This is a genomic window from Streptomyces sp. NPDC056128 (assembly GCF_042263835.1).
Lineage (GTDB): Bacteria > Actinomycetota > Actinomycetes > Streptomycetales > Streptomycetaceae > Streptomyces.
In genome coordinates, this window is the sequence record NZ_JBHJVQ010000045.1 from 31,381 (window position 1) to 47,755 (window position 16,375).

General features: G+C 70.9%; 12 protein-coding genes. 3 read left to right on the plus strand and 9 right to left on the minus strand.

Annotated elements, in window-relative coordinates; translation table 11 throughout:
- Positions 1-141 precede the first annotated feature (141 nt).
- Positions 142-2,328 (plus strand): regulator, encoded by a 2,187-nt coding sequence (locus ACFC1X_RS38630; protein WP_376363728.1) that lies wholly within the window; start codon positions 142-144, stop codon positions 2,326-2,328.
- Positions 2,329-2,362: 34 nt separating this feature from the next.
- Here the strand turns inward: ACFC1X_RS38630 and rpsD are convergent, their stop codons facing one another.
- The 5 genes from rpsD to ACFC1X_RS38655 form a co-directional block, all read right to left on the minus strand.
- A complete protein-coding gene (gene rpsD, locus ACFC1X_RS38635) occupies positions 2,363-2,977 on the minus strand; it encodes a 30S ribosomal protein S4 (RefSeq protein ID WP_031035730.1) in 615 nt (204 codons plus the stop codon).
- Between the two features lie 296 nt (positions 2,978-3,273).
- Positions 3,274-4,629, minus strand: coding sequence for a replication-associated recombination protein A (locus ACFC1X_RS38640; RefSeq protein ID WP_329469966.1), 1,356 nt, complete (start codon positions 4,627-4,629; stop codon positions 3,274-3,276).
- A gap of 44 nt (positions 4,630-4,673) precedes the next feature.
- Positions 4,674-5,339, minus strand: coding sequence for a vitamin K epoxide reductase family protein (locus ACFC1X_RS38645; RefSeq protein WP_376363732.1), 666 nt, complete (start codon positions 5,337-5,339; stop codon positions 4,674-4,676).
- Positions 5,340-5,545: 206 nt separating this feature from the next.
- Complete coding sequence (hisS, locus tag ACFC1X_RS38650; protein ID WP_376363735.1) at positions 5,546-6,805, minus strand: histidine--tRNA ligase; 1,260 nt, start codon at positions 6,803-6,805, stop codon at positions 5,546-5,548.
- 13 nt (positions 6,806-6,818) lie between these two features.
- Entirely contained in the window at positions 6,819-7,526 is a 708-nt protein-coding gene (locus ACFC1X_RS38655; RefSeq protein ID WP_376363738.1) for an MBL fold metallo-hydrolase, read from the minus strand.
- Between the two features lie 183 nt (positions 7,527-7,709).
- Here ACFC1X_RS38655 and ACFC1X_RS38660 point away from each other — a divergent pair, with 183 nt between their 5' ends.
- Complete coding sequence (locus ACFC1X_RS38660; protein WP_376363741.1) at positions 7,710-8,534, plus strand: peptidylprolyl isomerase; 825 nt, start codon at positions 7,710-7,712, stop codon at positions 8,532-8,534.
- A gap of 135 nt (positions 8,535-8,669) precedes the next feature.
- On the plus strand, positions 8,670-9,899 hold the full coding sequence (locus ACFC1X_RS38665) for a DUF349 domain-containing protein (protein WP_125490928.1): 1,230 nt from the start codon (positions 8,670-8,672) through the stop codon (positions 9,897-9,899).
- Between the two features lie 84 nt (positions 9,900-9,983).
- On the opposite strand, the gene relA is transcribed toward ACFC1X_RS38665, so the two are convergent.
- The 4 genes from relA to secD all read right to left on the minus strand — a co-directional run bounded on the left by relA (position 9,984) and on the right by secD (position 16,171).
- Positions 9,984-12,527: a GTP pyrophosphokinase gene (gene relA / locus ACFC1X_RS38670; protein ID WP_376363745.1), complete on the minus strand. Its 2,544-nt coding sequence runs from the start codon at positions 12,525-12,527 to the stop codon at positions 9,984-9,986.
- A 173-nt stretch (positions 12,528-12,700) separates the two neighbouring features.
- Positions 12,701-13,249: an adenine phosphoribosyltransferase gene (locus ACFC1X_RS38675; RefSeq protein ID WP_376363748.1), complete on the minus strand. Its 549-nt coding sequence runs from the start codon at positions 13,247-13,249 to the stop codon at positions 12,701-12,703.
- A complete protein-coding gene (gene secF / locus ACFC1X_RS38680; RefSeq protein WP_376363751.1) occupies positions 13,246-14,367 on the minus strand; it encodes a protein translocase subunit SecF in 1,122 nt (373 codons plus the stop codon). The genes ACFC1X_RS38675 and secF overlap by 4 nt, the downstream gene beginning before the upstream one ends.
- Position 14,368: 1 nt before the next feature.
- Positions 14,369-16,171 carry a protein translocase subunit SecD gene (gene secD, locus ACFC1X_RS38685; RefSeq protein WP_376363754.1) on the minus strand — a complete coding sequence of 601 codons (1,803 nt, stop codon included), beginning with the start codon at positions 16,169-16,171 and terminating at the stop codon, positions 14,369-14,371.
- Positions 16,172-16,375: the final 204 nt, after the last annotated feature.

The following is a 16,375-nucleotide window of genomic DNA, read 5'->3' on the forward strand; positions in this document are numbered from 1 at the left end:
GAACATCGGGAAAGTCGTGCACCGAGCCTATCGCGCCGCGCGCGGCGCTCCGTACCGGATTGGTCCGCGCGCGGCGCGATCCGGTCGAGTTGCGTGAAGCGATTGTACGGAGTGAATACGGTTCAGTACGCTCCGTGTCTTATGCGAGACCATCGGCGCGACGGCGTCCCGCACGGCAACCTCCCGCTGGAACTCGACAGTTTCGTGGGAAGAGGGACGGAACTCGCGCAGCTGGCCCGGGCGCTGGACGCCGGGCGGCTGGTGACCGTCACCGGCGCCGGCGGCGTCGGCAAGTCACGGCTCGCCGCGCGGGCGGGTGCTCGGCGCGCACCCCGGGACGGGGTGTGGCGGGTGCAGCTGGCACCGGTGCGGGACGCGGAGTTCGTCGACTACGCGGTCGTGGAGGCGCTGGGCCTGACCGACCACACGACCCGGCTGCCGCGCGAGACCCTGTTCACGCACCTCGTCGAGCGGGACCTGCTGCTGCTCCTGGACGGGGTCGAGCACTTGGTCGACGCCTGTGCCTCGCTGGTGTCCGACCTGCTGGGCCGCGCCCCGGGGCTGCGGGTGCTGGCGGTGGGGCGCCGGCCGCTGGGCGTGGCCGGGGAACTGCTGGTTCCGCTGGCGCCGCTGGGCCCCGAGGAGGCGGTGGAACTGCTGACGGTCCGGGCCAGGCAGCGGAACCTGCCGCGCCGGCCGGAGGGCGGTGACGGCCGGGACCGGGGCGAGATGCGCGAGCTGTGCCGGCGCCTGGACGGGATCCCGCTGGCGATCGAGCTGGCGGCGGGGCGGCTCGGCGCGCTGTCGCCGGGGCAGGTGCTGCAACGGCTGGACGACCGCTTCCGGCTGCTGACCGGCGGCGACCGCACCGCGCTCCCCCGGCACCGGACACTGCGCACGGCGATCGGCTGGAGCCATGAGCTGTGCACGCCTCAGGAGCGCCTGCTGTGGGCGCGGCTGTCGGTGTTCACCGGGCCGTTCGACCTGGAGGCCGCCGAGTACGTGTGCAGCGGCGACGGGCTGCCCGCCGGGGACGTCCTCGACGTGCTCTCGGCGCTGCTCGCGCAGTCCGTGCTGGCCCGCGAGGAGACCCCGGCGGGGGTGCGCTACCGGATGCTCGACACGGTCCGGGCGTACGGCGCCGGCTGGCTGGAGGCGATGGGCGACGCGGCCCGGCTGCGGCGGCGGCACCGGGACTGGTACGTGGGCCTGGCGACCTGGTGCGAGCTGGAGTGGTTCTCGCCGCGCCAGGGCGAGGTCGCCGCGCGGGTGGACGCGGAGCTGCCGAATCTGCGCAGCGCCCTGGAGAACTGTCTGACCGAGCCGGACGCGGCGCACCTGGGCCAGTATCTGGCCGGTGCCCTGTGGTTCCACTGGGTGGGCTGCGGGCGGCTGTCGGAGGGCCGGCGCTGGCTGGAGCAGGCGGTGCGGCTGGACGCGGAGCCCACGGCGGGCGAGCAGTCCCGGCTGAAGGCGCTGTGGGTGCTCGCCTACGTGGCGATCCTCCAGGGCGACACGGTGCCCGCGCTGGCGGCGCTCCAGGAGTGCCGCGAGGAGGCCGAGCGGTCGGCGAACCCCACGGCGGTGGCGTACGCGGAGCACCGCACCGGCTGTCTGGCGCTGGTGACGGACGACATGCCGCGCGCGGAACGGCTGCTGCGCTCGGCGCTGGAGCGCTACCAGGAGATCGGCGAACTCAACAGCAACGTCCTGATGGGCCAGGTGGAGCTGGCGATGACCCGGGCGTTCCAGGGCGATCTGCCGGACGCGGTGCGCCTGTGCGAGGACGTGCGCCGGGTGTGCGAGGACCACGGCGAGCGCTGGGCCCGGGGCTACGCCCTGTACGTGCTGGCGTACGCGGCCTGGAGCGAGGGCGACCCGGTGCGCGCCCGCGAGCTGCTGGCGGACTGCCTGAACGGCGCCCATGGTTTCCGGGACCAGCTGGGCTCGGTGCTGGCGGTGGAGCTGCTGGCGCTGGTCACGGTGGCGGAGGGCGACCCGGCGGAGGCCGCGGTGCTCCAGGGCGCCGCGGGCCGGATGTGGCCGTCGGTGGGGCTGCCGTTGTTCGGCTCGGCGCACTACAACGCGCCGCACGAGCTGTGCGAGGCGGCCGCCCGGGAGCAGTTGGGTGACGAGCGGTACGAGGAGTGCGTGGGGCACGGGGCGCGGCTCGGCCGCCCGGAGGCGGTGTCGCGGGCGCTGCGCCGCCCCGGGGTGCCCGCCTCGCTGCCGGCGCCGCGCGGGACCGGGCCGCGGTCCGCGCCGGGCGCGCGGACGGCGAAGCCCGCCGCCCCGCCCACCCGCAGGGGTGGGGAGACGGCGGGCTGAGGTACCGCTGGTGGTACGGGCGCCGGGGCTGGGATCAGCGGGCGTAGTACTCGACGACGAGCTGCTCGTCGCAGATCACCGGGATCTCCTTGCGGTTCGGCTCGCGGTCCAGGCGGAACGCCAGGGCCTTGAGGTTCACCTGGAGGTAGCGCGGGGTCTCGCCGTCGGGGGCGAAGCCACCCTCGCGGGCGATGGTGAAGAGCGTCTTCTCCTTGGAGCGGTCGCGCACCTGCACGACGTCGTCCGGGCGGACGCGGAAGGACGGCTTGTCGACCTTCTGGCCGTTGACCTGGATGTGGCCGTGGACGACCATCTGGCGGGCCTGGTAGATCGTGCGGGCGATGCCCGAACGCAGGACCAGCGCGTCGAGACGACGCTCCAGCTCGATGACCAGGGCCTCGCCGGTCTTCATGTTGGTCTTGGAGGCACGCTCGTAGGCGCGGACGAGCTGGCGCTCGCTGAGGTCGTACTGCGCGCGCAGACGCTGCTTCTCCAGCAGACGGACCTTGTAGTCCGAGTTCTGCTTGCGGCCGCGGCCGTGCTCACCCGGCGGGTAGGGGCGGGCCTCGAAGTACTTGACGGCCTTCGGGGTCAGCGCGATGCCGAGGGCACGCGACTTCTTGACCTTGGGGCGGGGCTGGTTCGCCACTGTCTGTGTCTCTTTCCTGGTTTCCGGCTTGTCAGGGTTGAGGGAGGTCGCAATCCGCAGCCGGGGAAACCCGTCCGGTCCCTCGCGGGACCTGCCGGGCAGCCGCTCCCCTGGTCTGGGCACATACGTGCAGCACGCGAGTGGCCCACCGACCGCTCCCGGAGCTCCGGGTGGTGGTGGGCTGCCCGCGACACCATCGACGGTGCGCGACGCTCCTGGAACCCGCTGGGGGTTCCGGCCGGTTGTCCCGTTCTGACGGCACGGGACTCGGCACTTCGAGCAATTCTACAGGCTGCTCAGGACCGCTTGCGACCGAGGTGCCCGCGGGTCCACTCCACCGCGTCCGCGTACCGGGCCTCTGCGCCGTGCCGGGTGGGCTCGTAGTACGTCCGGTCCTTCAGCTCGTCCGGTGCGTACTGCTGGGCGGCGATGCCCTCCGGCAGGTCGTGCGGATACACGTACCCCTGCCCGTGGCCGAGCTTGCCCGCGCCCTTGTAGTGGCTGTCCCGCAGGTGCGCGGGGACCGGTCCGGCGTGCCCCTTGCGTACGTCGTCCAGGGCGGCGCCGATGGCGGTGGTCGCGGCGTTGGACTTGGGGGCGAGGGCCAGGGCGATGGTGGCGTGGCTCAGGGTGAGGGCGGCCTCGGGGAAGCCGATCATGGCGACGGCCTGGGCGGCGGCGACGGCGACCGGCAGCGCGTTCGGGTCGGCCAGGCCGATGTCCTCGCTGGCGGAGATCATCAGGCGCCGGGCGATGAACCGGGGGTCCTCGCCGGCCTCGATCATCCGGGCCAGGTAGTGCAGCGCGGCGTCCACGTCGGAGCCGCGGATGGACTTGATCAGGGCGCTGGCGACGTCGTAGTGCTGGTCGCCGTCGCGGTCGTACTTCACCGCGGCCCGGTCGACCGTCTCCTCCAGGGTGGTCAGGGAGACCTCGGACTCGCCCTTGTCCAGCGCGGCCCCGGCCGCGGCCTCCAGGGCGGTCAGGGCACGGCGGGCGTCGCCGCCCGCGATCCGCAGGAGGTGCTCCTCGGTGTCCTCGGGAAGCCCCACCGCCTCCTTGAGGCCGCGCTCGTCGGTCAGGGCGCGGCGGATCAGGCCCCGGACGTCGTCGTCGGTGAGGGGTTCGAGGGTGAGCAGCAGGGAGCGGGAGAGCAGCGGGGAGATCACCGAGAAGTACGGATTCTCGGTGGTGGCGGCGATCAGGGTGACCCAGCGGTTCTCGACGGCGGGGAGCAGGGAATCCTGCTGGGCCTTGCTGAAGCGGTGGATCTCGTCGAGGAAGAGGACGGTCTCCTTGCCGTACCCGCCGACCGCGCGGCGGGCGCCGTCGATGACCGCGCGGACCTCCTTGACGCCCGCGGTGATCGCGGACAGCTCCACGAATCGCTTGTTGGTGGCCTTGGAGACGACGTACGCCAGGGTGGTCTTGCCGGTGCCCGGCGGGCCCCAGAGGATGACGGAGGAGGGACCGGCGGGGCCGGAGCCGCCCTCGCCGACCAGGCGGCGCAGTGGGGATCCGGGCTTGAGCAGGTGCTGCTGGCCGACGACCTCGTCGAGGGTGCGCGGACGCATCCGCACGGCGAGGGGGCTGCCGGTCGGGTCCTTCTCCTGGCGTTCTTCTGCTGCGGCGGTGAACAGGTCGGGCTCCACGCTCTGAACCCTAAATCACGGCACTGACAACGCGGCGGGGCCGGTCAGCTGGTCCAGAAGTCCCACCAGCGCGTCAGGATCATCATGCCGATGATGCCGACGTGCAGCACGGGGAGGACCCAGGTGAACTCGCCGAAGAAGCCGCGCAGCCAGGTCGGCGCGGGCAGGAAGCCCTTGCGGACGTTGAAGGACGTCACGTACCAGAACATCACGATCGTGGCGACCCAGGCGAGGCAGCACCACAGGCACAGCGCGTTGATCCGGTACAGGGACTGGAACTGCAGCCAGGTGCAGAAGCCCACACCGAAGAGCGTGCCGGCGTTGAAGGTGAGCCAGTACCAGCGCGGGAAGCGGGCCCGGGCGAGCAGGCTCATGCCGACGGCGACGACGATGCCGTAGGTCACCAGGCCCAGCATCGGGTTGGGGAAGCCGAAGACGGCCGCCTGGTCGCTCTCCATGACGCTGCCGCAGGAGACGACGGGGTTGAGGCTGCACCCGGGGGTGAACGTCGTACCGGCGACCTTGGCCTCGAGCAGCTTGAACTTGTCGAGCGTGATGACCCACGCGGCGAGCACTCCGGCCGCGCCGGTGATCACCAGCAGCAGCGCGAAGGCGCGGCTGCCGCCCTCGGTGCGCGGTGTTCCGGATGCGGGTTCCGGCGCGGGCTCCTCCGCCACGGTGGAGACGTCCTTCACTGTCGTCTTGCTCATCACGCCGATTCCGTCACTGGTGAGTCGGACCTGCTTCGGGCAGGGCCATTGTGCCGCACCACCCTGTATGGCCACCGTTCGATGAACATATGAACGGTCCGGCGATCACCCCGAAGCGGCCCGTTCCGGCCAACACCCGTTCCCCGGGGGCACGCGCGGACGAACACACGCGCGCCCCTGGAAGGGGACCCGGACGTACCGGCGCGCTAGCCGAGCCTGGACTCCAGCTCGGCCACGATCTCGTTGACGCCGATCGCGGTCTGCTCGCCGGACTCCATGTCCTTGAGCTGGACGACGCCGTCGGCCAGGTCGCGCTCGCCCAGGATCAGGGCGTAGCGGGCGCCCGAGCGGTTGGCCCCCTTCATCGCGGACTTGAGGCCCTTGGCGCCGTAGGAGAAGTCGGCGGCGACGCCGTTCTTGCGCAACTCGGTGACCTTGGCGAAGAGGATCCGGCGGGCCTCCTCGCCGAGCGGGACCGCGTAGACGGAGGTGGCGGACGGGATGTCCAGTTCGATGCCCTCCGCCTCCAGGGCGAGGACGGTGCGGTCGACGCCGAGGGCCCAGCCCACGGACGGCAGGGACGGGCCACCGATCATCTCGGAGAGTCCGTCGTACCGTCCGCCGCCGCCCACCGCGGACTGGGAGCCGAGGCCGTCGTGGACGAACTCGAACGTCGTACGCGTGTAGTAGTCCAGGCCGCGCACCAGCCTCGGGTCGTCCTCGAAGACCACGCCCGCCGCCGTGATCAGCTCGCGCACCTCCTCGTGGTACGCCTTGCAGGCGTCGCACAGGTAGTCGCGCAGCAGCGGGGCGTCGGTGAGCTGCTTCTGGACGTCCGGGCGCTTGTCGTCCAGCACGCGCAGCGGATTGATCTCGGCCCGGCGCAGCGTGTCCTCGTCCAGGTCGAGGCCGCGCAGGAAGTCCTGGAGCGCGGCCCGGTAGACGGGGCGGCACTCCTGGTCGCCCAGGCTGTTGAGCAGGATGCGGAAGTTCCGCAGGCCCAGCGCGCGGTACGACTGGTCGGCCAGGATGATCAGCTCGGCGTCCAGCGCCGGGTCCTCGGCGCCGATCGCCTCGGCGCCGACCTGGGAGAAGTGGCGGTAACGGCCCTTCTGGGGGCGCTCGTAGCGGTACTGCGAGCCCGAGTACCAGACCTTGACGGGCAGGCCCGCCTTGTGCAGGTTGGCCTCCAGTACGGCGCGCAGCACGGGCGCGGTCGTCTCCGGGCGCAGGGCGAGCCGGTCGCCGCCCTTGGTCTCGAAGACGTACATCTCCTTGGTCACGATGTCGGTGGACTCACCGACGCCGCGCGCGAACAGCTCGACGTTCTCGAAGCCGGGCGTCTCGATGTAGCCGTAGCCGGAGTTGCGCAGCGGGGCGGCGATCGCCTCGCGGACCGCCAGGAACTTGGCGGAGTCGGGGGGCAGCAGGTCGTACGTGCCCCTGGGGGCCTTGAAGGTGCTCACGGGTGGTTACTCGTCACATTCCTCGTCGGGGCGCGTCGAAGGCGCCCTGGCCGGCCGCCACCTGCCGCAGATACGGGTTGGTGGCGCGCTCCTGGCCGATGGTCGTGTAGTCGTTGTGACCGGGCAGTACCACGGTGGCGTCGTCGAGCGGCAGGACCACGCGGGCCAGGGACTCGAGCATGTCGTCCATGGAGCCACCGGGGAAGTCGGTGCGTCCGATGGAGCCGGCGAACAGCAGGTCTCCCGAGAACATGACCGGCGGGATGTCCGCCGACTCGGGCAGGCCGAAGGTCACCGACCCCTTCGTATGGCCCGGCGCGTGCGCGACGGTCAGCTCCAGGCCCGCCAAGTCCAGCTTCGCGCCGTCGGTCAGCTCCTTGACGTCGTCCGGCTCCCCGACCGTCAGCTCGCCCATGAGCGGCATGCCGATGGTGCGGCCGATGCCCTTCTCGGGGTCGCTCATCATGTACCGGTCCTCGGGGTGGATCCAGGCGGGCACGTCGTGCGCGCCGCACACCGGGATGACCGAGGCGACGTGGTCGATGTGGCCGTGGGTGAGGACGACGGCGACGGGCTTGAGCCGATGCTTCCTGATCGCTTCCTCGACTCCGGGGGCCGCCTGATGGCCCGGGTCGATGATCACGCACTCCTCACCGGCGGCGGGGGCGACGAGATAACAGTTCGTCCCCCAGGCCCCGGCGGGGAACCCGGCAATGAGCACGATCGTCCTTCGTTTGTGTTGGTACGGGTGGGCTTGCGACAGGGCCGCGCCCATGGTCAGAGCCTACCGGCGGTGCCGTTTCCTCAGCGAACCCATATACGGTACGGGGCTACACGCCCACGGTCGGCTCATCGCACCCACGCGTACCGGTCGGCACACGAAGACGCATGAGGAGAGAAACCGGTGGTCAGCCAGGAGCAGCGGCGGCGTCAGCTCGCCCGGGAGAAGTTCTTGCGGCAGCAGCAGCGACGTACCTCCGCGCGACGCAAGGCGCGCACCCGCAACGCGGCGATCGCGTCGGTGCTCGGCGTGATTCTGATCGGCAGCGTCGCGCTGTACACGACCGGAGTGGTCCTCAAGGACGACGACGACAAGACGAACGCCAACGCGGAGGTCACGCCGAGCCCTTCGGCGAGCAAGAAGGCCGAAGACCCGTGCGACAAGCCCGCCGAGGGCAAGGTCAAGACGCAGACCTGGAAGAAGGAACCTGCGATGACCATCGACAAGTCGGCGAAGTACTCGATGAAGCTGGCGACGACCTGCGGCGACATAGACATCGCCCTGAAGGCGTCGGCGGCGCCGCACACCGTCAACTCGTTCAACTTCCTGGCGGGCAAGGGGTTCTTCGACCACACGCCGTGCCACCGGCTCACCACCAACGGGATCTACGTGCTGCAGTGCGGTGACCCGACGGGCCAGGGCAACGGCGGTCCGGGCTACAACATCCCGGACGAGAACCTCAAGGACAAGAGCCTGAAGAAGAACACGTACCCGGCGGGCACGATCGCCATGGCCAACACCGGCCAGCCGGACTCCGGCGGCAGCCAGTTCTTCCTCGTGTACCAGGACAGTCCGCTGCCGCCCAGCTACACGCCGTTCGGCACCATCTCCGAGGACGGCATGACCGTACTCAAGAAGATCGCGGCCGCCGGCGAGAGCACCGGCGCGGGTGACGGGGCACCCAACGCGACGGTCGTGATCGACAAGGCCACCGTCTCGAAATCCTGACCCTCATCAGCGAAAGTTCGGTCGCGCGGGATGCGGACAGGCCGCCCGCCGGTCGCCTATCTTGGCCGTGACGAAACTGTGGACGATGCCCGGGGGAAGCGAATCCCTCCGTCGGCATCATGTGGAGGAGGCGCTGTGAGCAGCGACCCGTGGGGCCGCGTCGACGAGACGGGCACCGTGTACGTGCGTACGGCCGACGGCGAGCAGGTCGTCGGATCCTGGCAGGCGGGCTCCCCCGAGGAAGCGCTGGCCTATTTCGAACGCAAGTACGAAGGCCTGGTTGTCGAGATCGGCCTCCTCGAAAAGCGGGTGAAGACCACCGACCTGTCGGCGAAGGACGCCCAGACCGCCGTCGACCACCTGCGCGAGCAGGTGGACGCGCACCACGCGGTCGGCGACCTGGACGCGCTGCGGGCCCGGCTGGACAAGCTCGTCGGCCTCGTGGAGACGCGGCGCGAGGAGCGCAAGGCCCAGCGGGCGAAGCAGTCCGACGAGGCGCGGGGCGCCAAGGAGGCGCTGGTCGCCGAGGCGGAGGAGCTGGCGCGCTCCGACCAGTGGCGGGTGGCCGGTGAACGGCTTCGCGCCCTGGTGGACACCTGGAAGGGCCTGCCGCGCCTGGACCGCAAGTCCGACGACGAGCTGTGGCACCGCTTCTCGCACGCGCGCTCGGCGTTCTCCAAGCGCCGCAAGCAGCACTTCGCCCAGCTCGACGCGCAGCGCGAGGAGGCCCGGCAGACCAAGGAGCGGCTGGTCTCCGAGGCCGAGGCGCTGTCGAACTCCACGGACTGGGGGCCGACGGCCGCGCGCTACCGCGACCTCATGTCCGAGTGGAAGGCCGCCGGCCGTGCGCAGCGCGAGCACGAGGACGACCTGTGGAACCGCTTCCGCGGCGCCCAGGACGTGTTCTTCGCCGCCCGCGGCTCGGTCTTCGCCGAGCGGGACGCCGAGCAGGCGGAGAACCTGAAGCTCAAGGAGGAGCTGGTCGAGGAGGCCGAGAAGCTCGTCCCGGTCAAGGACCTGAAGTCGGCCCGGGCCGCGTTCCGCTCGGTCAACGAGCGCTGGGAGGCCATCGGCCACGTCCCGCGCGACGCCCGCCCGAAGGTCGAGGGGCGGATGCACGCGGTCGAGCGGGCGCTCCAGGACGCCGAGGAGACCGAGTGGCGCCGGACCAACCCGGAGGCACGCGCGCGTGCCGAGGGGCTGACCGGACAGCTTCAGGCCGCCGTCGACAAGCTGCGCTCCCAGATCGACCAGGCGCGTGCCCAGGGCAACAACGCCAAGGCCGACAAGCTGGAGCGTGAGCTGGAGGGCCGGCAGGCGCTGCTGGACCAGGCGCTGAAGGGCCTGCACGAGTTCGGCGGCTGACACCCGCGCAGACGAGAGGGGCTCCCGTACGCACCGTACGGGAGCCCCTCTCGTATGACCGGTCTTACGGGCCTGTGCGGGCCGCTAGGACGGCCTGCGCGCCGACGTCACCCTGTAGACGTCGTAGACGCCCTCCACGCCGCGTACGGCCTTCAGGACGTGCCCGAGGTGCTTCGGGTCGCCCATCTCGAAGGTGAAGCGGGAGGTGGCCACCCGGTCGCGGGAGGTCTGGACGGCCGCGGAGAGGATGTTGACGTGCTGGTCGGACAGCACGCGTGTGACGTCCGACAGCAGCCGGGAGCGGTCCAGGGCCTCGACCTGGATGGCGACCAGGAAGACGGAGGACTGGGTGGGCGCCCACTCGACCTCGAGGATGCGCTCGGGCTCGCGGGAGAGCGAGTCCACGTTCACACAGTCGCTGCGGTGAACCGAGACGCCGCTGCCCCGGGTGACGAAGCCGATGATCGGGTCGCCGGGTACGGGCGTACAGCACCTGGCCAGCTTGACCCACACGTCCTCGACGCCCTTGACGACGACGCCCGGGTCGGCGCTGGTCCGGCGTTTGCGGCCGCGACCGCGGGCCGGCGGGATCGACTCGTCGATCTCCTCGGTCGCGGCCTCCTCGCCCCCGAGCGCCTGGACGAGTTTCTGCACGATGTTCTGCGCGGAGACATGGCCCTCGCCGATCGCCGCGTACAGCGCGGAGATGTCCGAGTAGCGCATCTCGTGGGCGAGCGTGACCAGGGAGTCGCCGGTCAGGATGCGCTGGATCGGCAGGTTCTGCTTGCGCATGGCGCGGACGATGGCGTCCTTGCCCTGCTCGATCGCCTCGTCGCGGCGCTCCTTGGAGAACCAGGCGCGGATCTTGTTGCGGGCGCGCGGCGACTTCACGAAGCCGAGCCAGTCCCGGGAGGGGCCCGCGCCGGCCGCCTTGGAGGTGAAGACCTCCACCAGGTCGCCGTTGTCCAGGGTGGACTCCAGCGGGACGAGCCGGCCGTTGACCCGTGCTCCTATGGTGCGGTGGCCGACCTCGGTGTGGACGGCGTAGGCGAAGTCGACGGGGGTGGCGCTCGCCGGGAGCGCTATGACGTCGCCCTTGGGGGTGAAGACGAAGACCTCGTTGCGGGAGAGGTCGAAGCGCAGGGACTCCAGGAACTCGCCGGGGTCCTCGGTCTCCTTCTGCCAGTCGAGGAGCTGGCGCAGCCACGCCATGTCGTTGAGGTGGTCGTCCTTGCCCTTGCCGGACGACTTGGGCGCGTCGGTGCGCACCTTGGAGGCGCCAGCGACGGCCTCCTGCTTGTACTTCCAGTGCGCGGCGATGCCGTACTCCGCGCGGCGGTGCATGTCGAAGGTGCGGATCTGCAGCTCGACGGGCTTGCCGCCGGGTCCGATGACCGTCGTGTGCAGCGACTGGTACATGTTGAACTTGGGCATCGCGATGTAGTCCTTGAACCGCCCCGGAACCGGGTTCCAGCGGGCGTGGACCGTGCCCAGCGCCGCGTAGCAGTCGCGGACGGTGTCCACGAGGACGCGGATGCCCACCAGGTCGTAGATCTCCGCGAAGTCACGGCCGCGGACGATCATCTTCTGGTAGACGCTGTAGTAGTGCTTGGGGCGGCCGGTGACGGTCGCCTTGATGCGGGCCGCGCGCAGGTCCTGCTGGACCTCGTCGGTGACGACGGCGAGGTACTCGTCGCGCTTGGGGGCGCGCTCGGCGACCAGGCGGACGATCTCGTCGTACATCTTGGGGTAGAGGATCGCGAAGGCGAGGTCCTCCAGCTCCCACTTGATGGTGTTCATGCCCAGCCGGTGGGCGAGCGGCGCGTAGATCTCCAGGGTCTCGCGCGCCTTCTTCTCCTGCTTCTCGCGCTTGAGGTAGCGCATGGTGCGCATGTTGTGCAGGCGGTCGGCGAGCTTGATGACCAGGACGCGCGGGTCCTTGGCCATGGCGACGACCATCTTGCGCACGGTCTCGGCCTGCGCGGCCTCGCCGAACTTGACCTTGTCCAGCTTGGTGACGCCGTCGACGAGCAGGGTGACCACGTCGCCGAAGTCGCGGCGCAGGTCCTCCAGGCCGTACTCGGTGTCCTCGACGGTGTCGTGCAGCAGTCCGGCCATCAGCGTGGCCGGGTCCATGCCCAGCTCGGCGAGGATGGTGGTGACCGCGAGCGGGTGCGTGATGTACGGGTCGCCGCTCTTGCGCTTCTGCCCGCGGTGCCAGCGCTCGGCGACCTGGTAGGCGCGCTCGATCTGGCGCAGGGTGGCCGTCTCGATCTTCGGGTCGTTGCCGCGCACTATCCGCAGCAGGGGCTCCAGGACCGGGTTGTACGGGTTGGCGCGCTGGACACCGAGGCGGGCCAGGCGGGCGCGGACGCGGTTGGAGGAGCCGGAGCGGGCGGGCTGGCCCGCGGGGGCGCGGACCACCGGCGCGTTCTGCGGGCGCTCGGACGGCAGCGGCTTGGGGCGCGGCTGCTGCTCGGCGGGCTTGTCGACCGGCCCGGACGAGGCGTGCCTGATCGGCCCACGCGTGTCGTTCTTCGCCTGGGGCGCGCTGGGCGCGGGCTTCGCCGCGGACGCCGAGGCGGACTCGGGCTTTGCGGCGGTCAGTGGCTGGGCCTCGTCTGGCAAGAGGACTCCTCGTGCGCGATCCGGGTCCCCCGGTCAGGCTCCGGAGATCCCATGGTAGCGATCCTGCCCCCGGGGGATCGCCTTCAGGCCAATGTGAGGGCCGTCAACTCGGGAAACGCCTGAGGCGGGCGCCGGATTCCTCCGGGCCCGCCTCAGGTGCGCGGTGTGCGCGGTCAGACGGTGAGCAGCGCCTTCAGCGGCGCCCCCGCCAGGGCCGGCTCCAGGCGGGCCCGGCCGCCGAGGAAGCCCAGCTCCATCAGGACGGCGAGGCCGGCGACCCGGGCGCCGGCCCGGCGGATCAGCTCCAGGGACGCCTCGGCGGTGCCGCCGGTGGCGAGGACGTCATCGACGACCAGCACGCGGTCGCCCGCGTCCAGGTCCTCGGCGTGCACCTCGATCTCGGCGGAGCCGTACTCCAGGTCGTACGCCTGGCCGAGGGTGGCTCCGGGGAGCTTGCCCGCCTTGCGTACGGGGATGAAGCCGAGGCCCGCCCGCAGGGCCACCGGGGCGCCCAGGATGAAGCCGCGGGCCTCCAGGCCGACGACCTTGGTGGCGCCGGTCTCCACGGCGACCTCGGCGATCGCGTCGGTCAGCGCGGCGAAGGCCGCGGGGTCGGCCAGGAGCGGGGTGATGTCCTTGAACACCACGCCCGGCTCCGGGTAGTCGGCCACGTCACGGATGCGGCTGAGCAGCAGCTCCGTGATGTCGGTCGTGCCGGTCATCGGCGCTTCCCCGAGGGACGGCCCCGGCCGCGGCCGCGGGACGCGGGCTGATTGCGGGGGCCGACGACCGCGGCGGCCGCGTCGTCGGGGTCGTCGTCCGCGTAGGACTCCCCTTCGTCCGCGGACTGCGCCGGCTCGCCCTTGGCCGCGGCCTGGGCGCGCTTGGCCAGGACGCGCTTCTTGAGGGCCTTCATCTGCGGCTCGGCCTCCTTGAGGTCGGCGACGAGCGGCGTGGCGATGAAGATCGACGAGTAGGCACCCGCGGCGAGACCGACGAACAGCGACAGCGAGATGTCGTTGAGCATGCCGGCGCCGAGGACACCGCCACCGATGAACAGCAGGCCGCCCACCGGCAGCAGCGCGACCACCGTGGTGTTGATGGAGCGGACCAGGGTGCTGTTGATCGAGCGGTTGGCGATCTCGCCGTACGTCCAGCGGGTCTGTTTGGTGATGTCTCTCGTCTGCTCCTTGAGACTGTCGAAGACGACGACGGTGTCGTAGAGCGAATATCCGAGAATGGTCAGCAGACCGATCACCGTGCCCGGTGTGACCTCGAAGCCGACGAGGGCGTAGATCCCGACCGTGATGGTGATGTCGTGGATCAGTGCGACGAACGCGGCGAGCGCCATGCGCCACTCGAACGCGATCGCCAGATAGATCACCACCAGGACCATGAAGATCCCGAGACCCTGCCAGGCCTTGTTGGCGATCTGGTCACCCCAGCTGGGGCCGACCAGGTCGGCGTTGATCCGGTCGGCGGGGACGTCCAGGTCCTTGGAGAGCTGGCTCTTGATCTGGTCCGAGGCCTCGGTGTCGGTGCCCGAGATCTGGATACGGAGGCTGCCGTCGCCGAGCTTCTGGACGATCGCGTCGTGCCCGGAGGCGTCCTCCGCGTAGGTCTCCGCCTGGGAGACCGAGGCGCTCATGTTCTTCGGGGTCGTGAAGACCGCGCCGCCCTGGAACTCGATGCCCATGTGCAGGCCGCGCACCGCCAGGCCGACGATGGCCGTGATGGTGATGAGGATCGAGATGCCGTACCAGAGCTTGCGGTTCTTGACGAAGTCGTAGCCGACCTCGCCATGGTGCAGTCGGGCGCCGAGGTTGCCGAGCTTTCCCATCTCACGCCTCCTTCGGGTCGACGGGGCCGGCGGCGGGACGGGACGGACGGCGGGTGCGGCGCAGCGGCGGCTTGGCGCCCAGGCTCTTCGGGTCGAGACCGGACCACTTGTGACCGCTCGCGAAGAACTTGCGGCGGGCCATCAGCGTCAGCAGCGGCTTGGTGAAGAGGAACACCACCACCACGTCGAGCAGGGTGGTCAGACCCAGCGTGAACGCGAAGCCCTGCACCTTGCCGACGGTGACGATGAAGAGCACCGCGGCGGCGAGGAACGACACGAAGTCGGAGACCAGGATGGTGCGCCGGGCGCGCGGCCAGGCCCGCTCGACGGCGGGACGCAGCGTGCGGCCCTCCCGGATCTCGTCGCGGACGCGTTCGAAGTACACGATGAACGAGTCCGCCGTGATGCCGATGGCGACGATGGCGCCGCAGACGGCCGGCAGGTTCAGCGCGAAGCCGATGGTCGGGCCGAGCAGCGACATGATCACGTACGTCAGACCCGCGGAGACCAGCAGCGAGGCGACGGCGATGAAGGACAGGCCGCGGTAGTAGACCAGCAGGTAGAGGACGACCAGCGCGAGGCCGATGGCGCCCGCGATCAGACCCGCCTTGAGCTGCTCACCGCCGAGCGCGGCGGTGACGGTGGTGACGCTGTCCTCCTTGAAGGTCAGCGGCAGGGCGCCGTAGGACAGCATGTTGGCGAGGCCCTGGGCCTCCTCCTGGTCGAAGTTGCCGGAGATCTCCGCGCTGCCGCCGGTGAGCGCCTGGCTGACGTACGGGTCGGAGACGACCTCGTTGTCCAGGACGATGGCGAACTGGTTCTGCGGGGACTGGTTCTTCGCCAGCTTGCCGGTGATGTCGGCGAACTTCTTGCCGCCGCCGTCCGTGAACTTCATGGTCACGGTCCAGCCGGCGCCGGTCTGCGTGTTGAGGACGGCTTCGGACTTGTCGACGTCGGTGCCGTCGACGGCCGCGGGGCCGAGGACGTACTTCTGCCACTGGCCCTGCGCGTTCTGGCCGCAGGCCACCATCGAGTCGCCCGGCTTGGAGCCTTCGCCGGCCTTGGCGCGGGCGCCCGCGTCGGTGCAGTCCAGCGCCGCGTACTGCTGCTGGAGCTTGGCGTTCGCGTCGTCGCCGGAGGCGCTGGCGCTCGGGGACGGGGAGGCGCCGTCGGAGGTCTTCGCGGACGGGCTGGGGTCGGCCTTCAGGGCGTCGGAGGCGGCGCGGCCCTGGCCGGTGGCGCTCGCCGAGGCGGAGTCGGACGGCGAGGAGCTCGCACCGTCCGTGCCGGTCGCCTTGTCACCCTTGTCGGTGGCCTTGTCCGTGGCCTTGTCGCTCGCCTTGTCCGAGGGGTTGCCGGTGGCGCTCGGCGACGGGCTGCCCGTGGCGTTCGCGCCGGACAGCTCGGTGGCGACGACCGGACGGAAGTACAGCTTGGCGGTGGTGCCGACCTGCTGCCGGGCTTCCTCGGAGTTCGTCCCCTTGGGGATGTTGACGATGATGTTCCGGTCGCCCTGGGTCTGGACCTCGGCCTCGGAGACACCCAGACCATTGACACGGCGGTTCATGATCTCGACCGCGGTGTCCATGTTGGTCTTGTTGATCGCGGACTCCTGGCCCGCTTCCGGGACCGCCCGGAGTGTGATGCTGGTGCCGCCGGCCAGGTCGATACCGAGACGCGGAGTCGTGTGTCCGGAGGCGAACATGCCTCCGGTGAGCGCCACGATGGCGATCAGAATCAGGGCCAGCGAGCGCCCGGGCCTACTCGGAGCGCTCGCATTCTTTCCCTTTTTAGGTGCAACCACCTTTGCGTACTCCCTCTCGGGCCGCTTCGCGCCGGGGAGGCGTCACCCGCGGCCATCACATGGTGTCCGGATCCGTGCGAGCCACGCGTCACACGGGGTGGGGGGGGGGCGCGCGGGGCGGGCCCCCCCCCCCCCCGGCCGCCGCCGAAAGACCCCGCACGCCCCCCCCGGGCAAAGGGGGCCGCGGGCAGCGGGAGGCCCGCC

Excerpts from the sequence above, each read along its gene's own strand:
- ACFC1X_RS38675 (WP_376363748.1), bottom strand. The coding sequence starts at position 13,249 with ATGACCGGCACGACCGACATCACGGAGCTGCTGCTCAGCCGCATCCGT.
- secF (WP_376363751.1), bottom strand. The coding sequence starts at position 14,367 with ATGGGAAAGCTCGGCAACCTCGGCGCCCGACTGCACCATGGCGAGGTC.
- ACFC1X_RS38645 (WP_376363732.1), bottom strand. The coding sequence starts at position 5,339 with ATGAGCAAGACGACAGTGAAGGACGTCTCCACCGTGGCGGAGGAGCCC.
- ACFC1X_RS38630 (WP_376363728.1), top strand. The coding sequence starts at position 142 with ATGCGAGACCATCGGCGCGACGGCGTCCCGCACGGCAACCTCCCGCTG.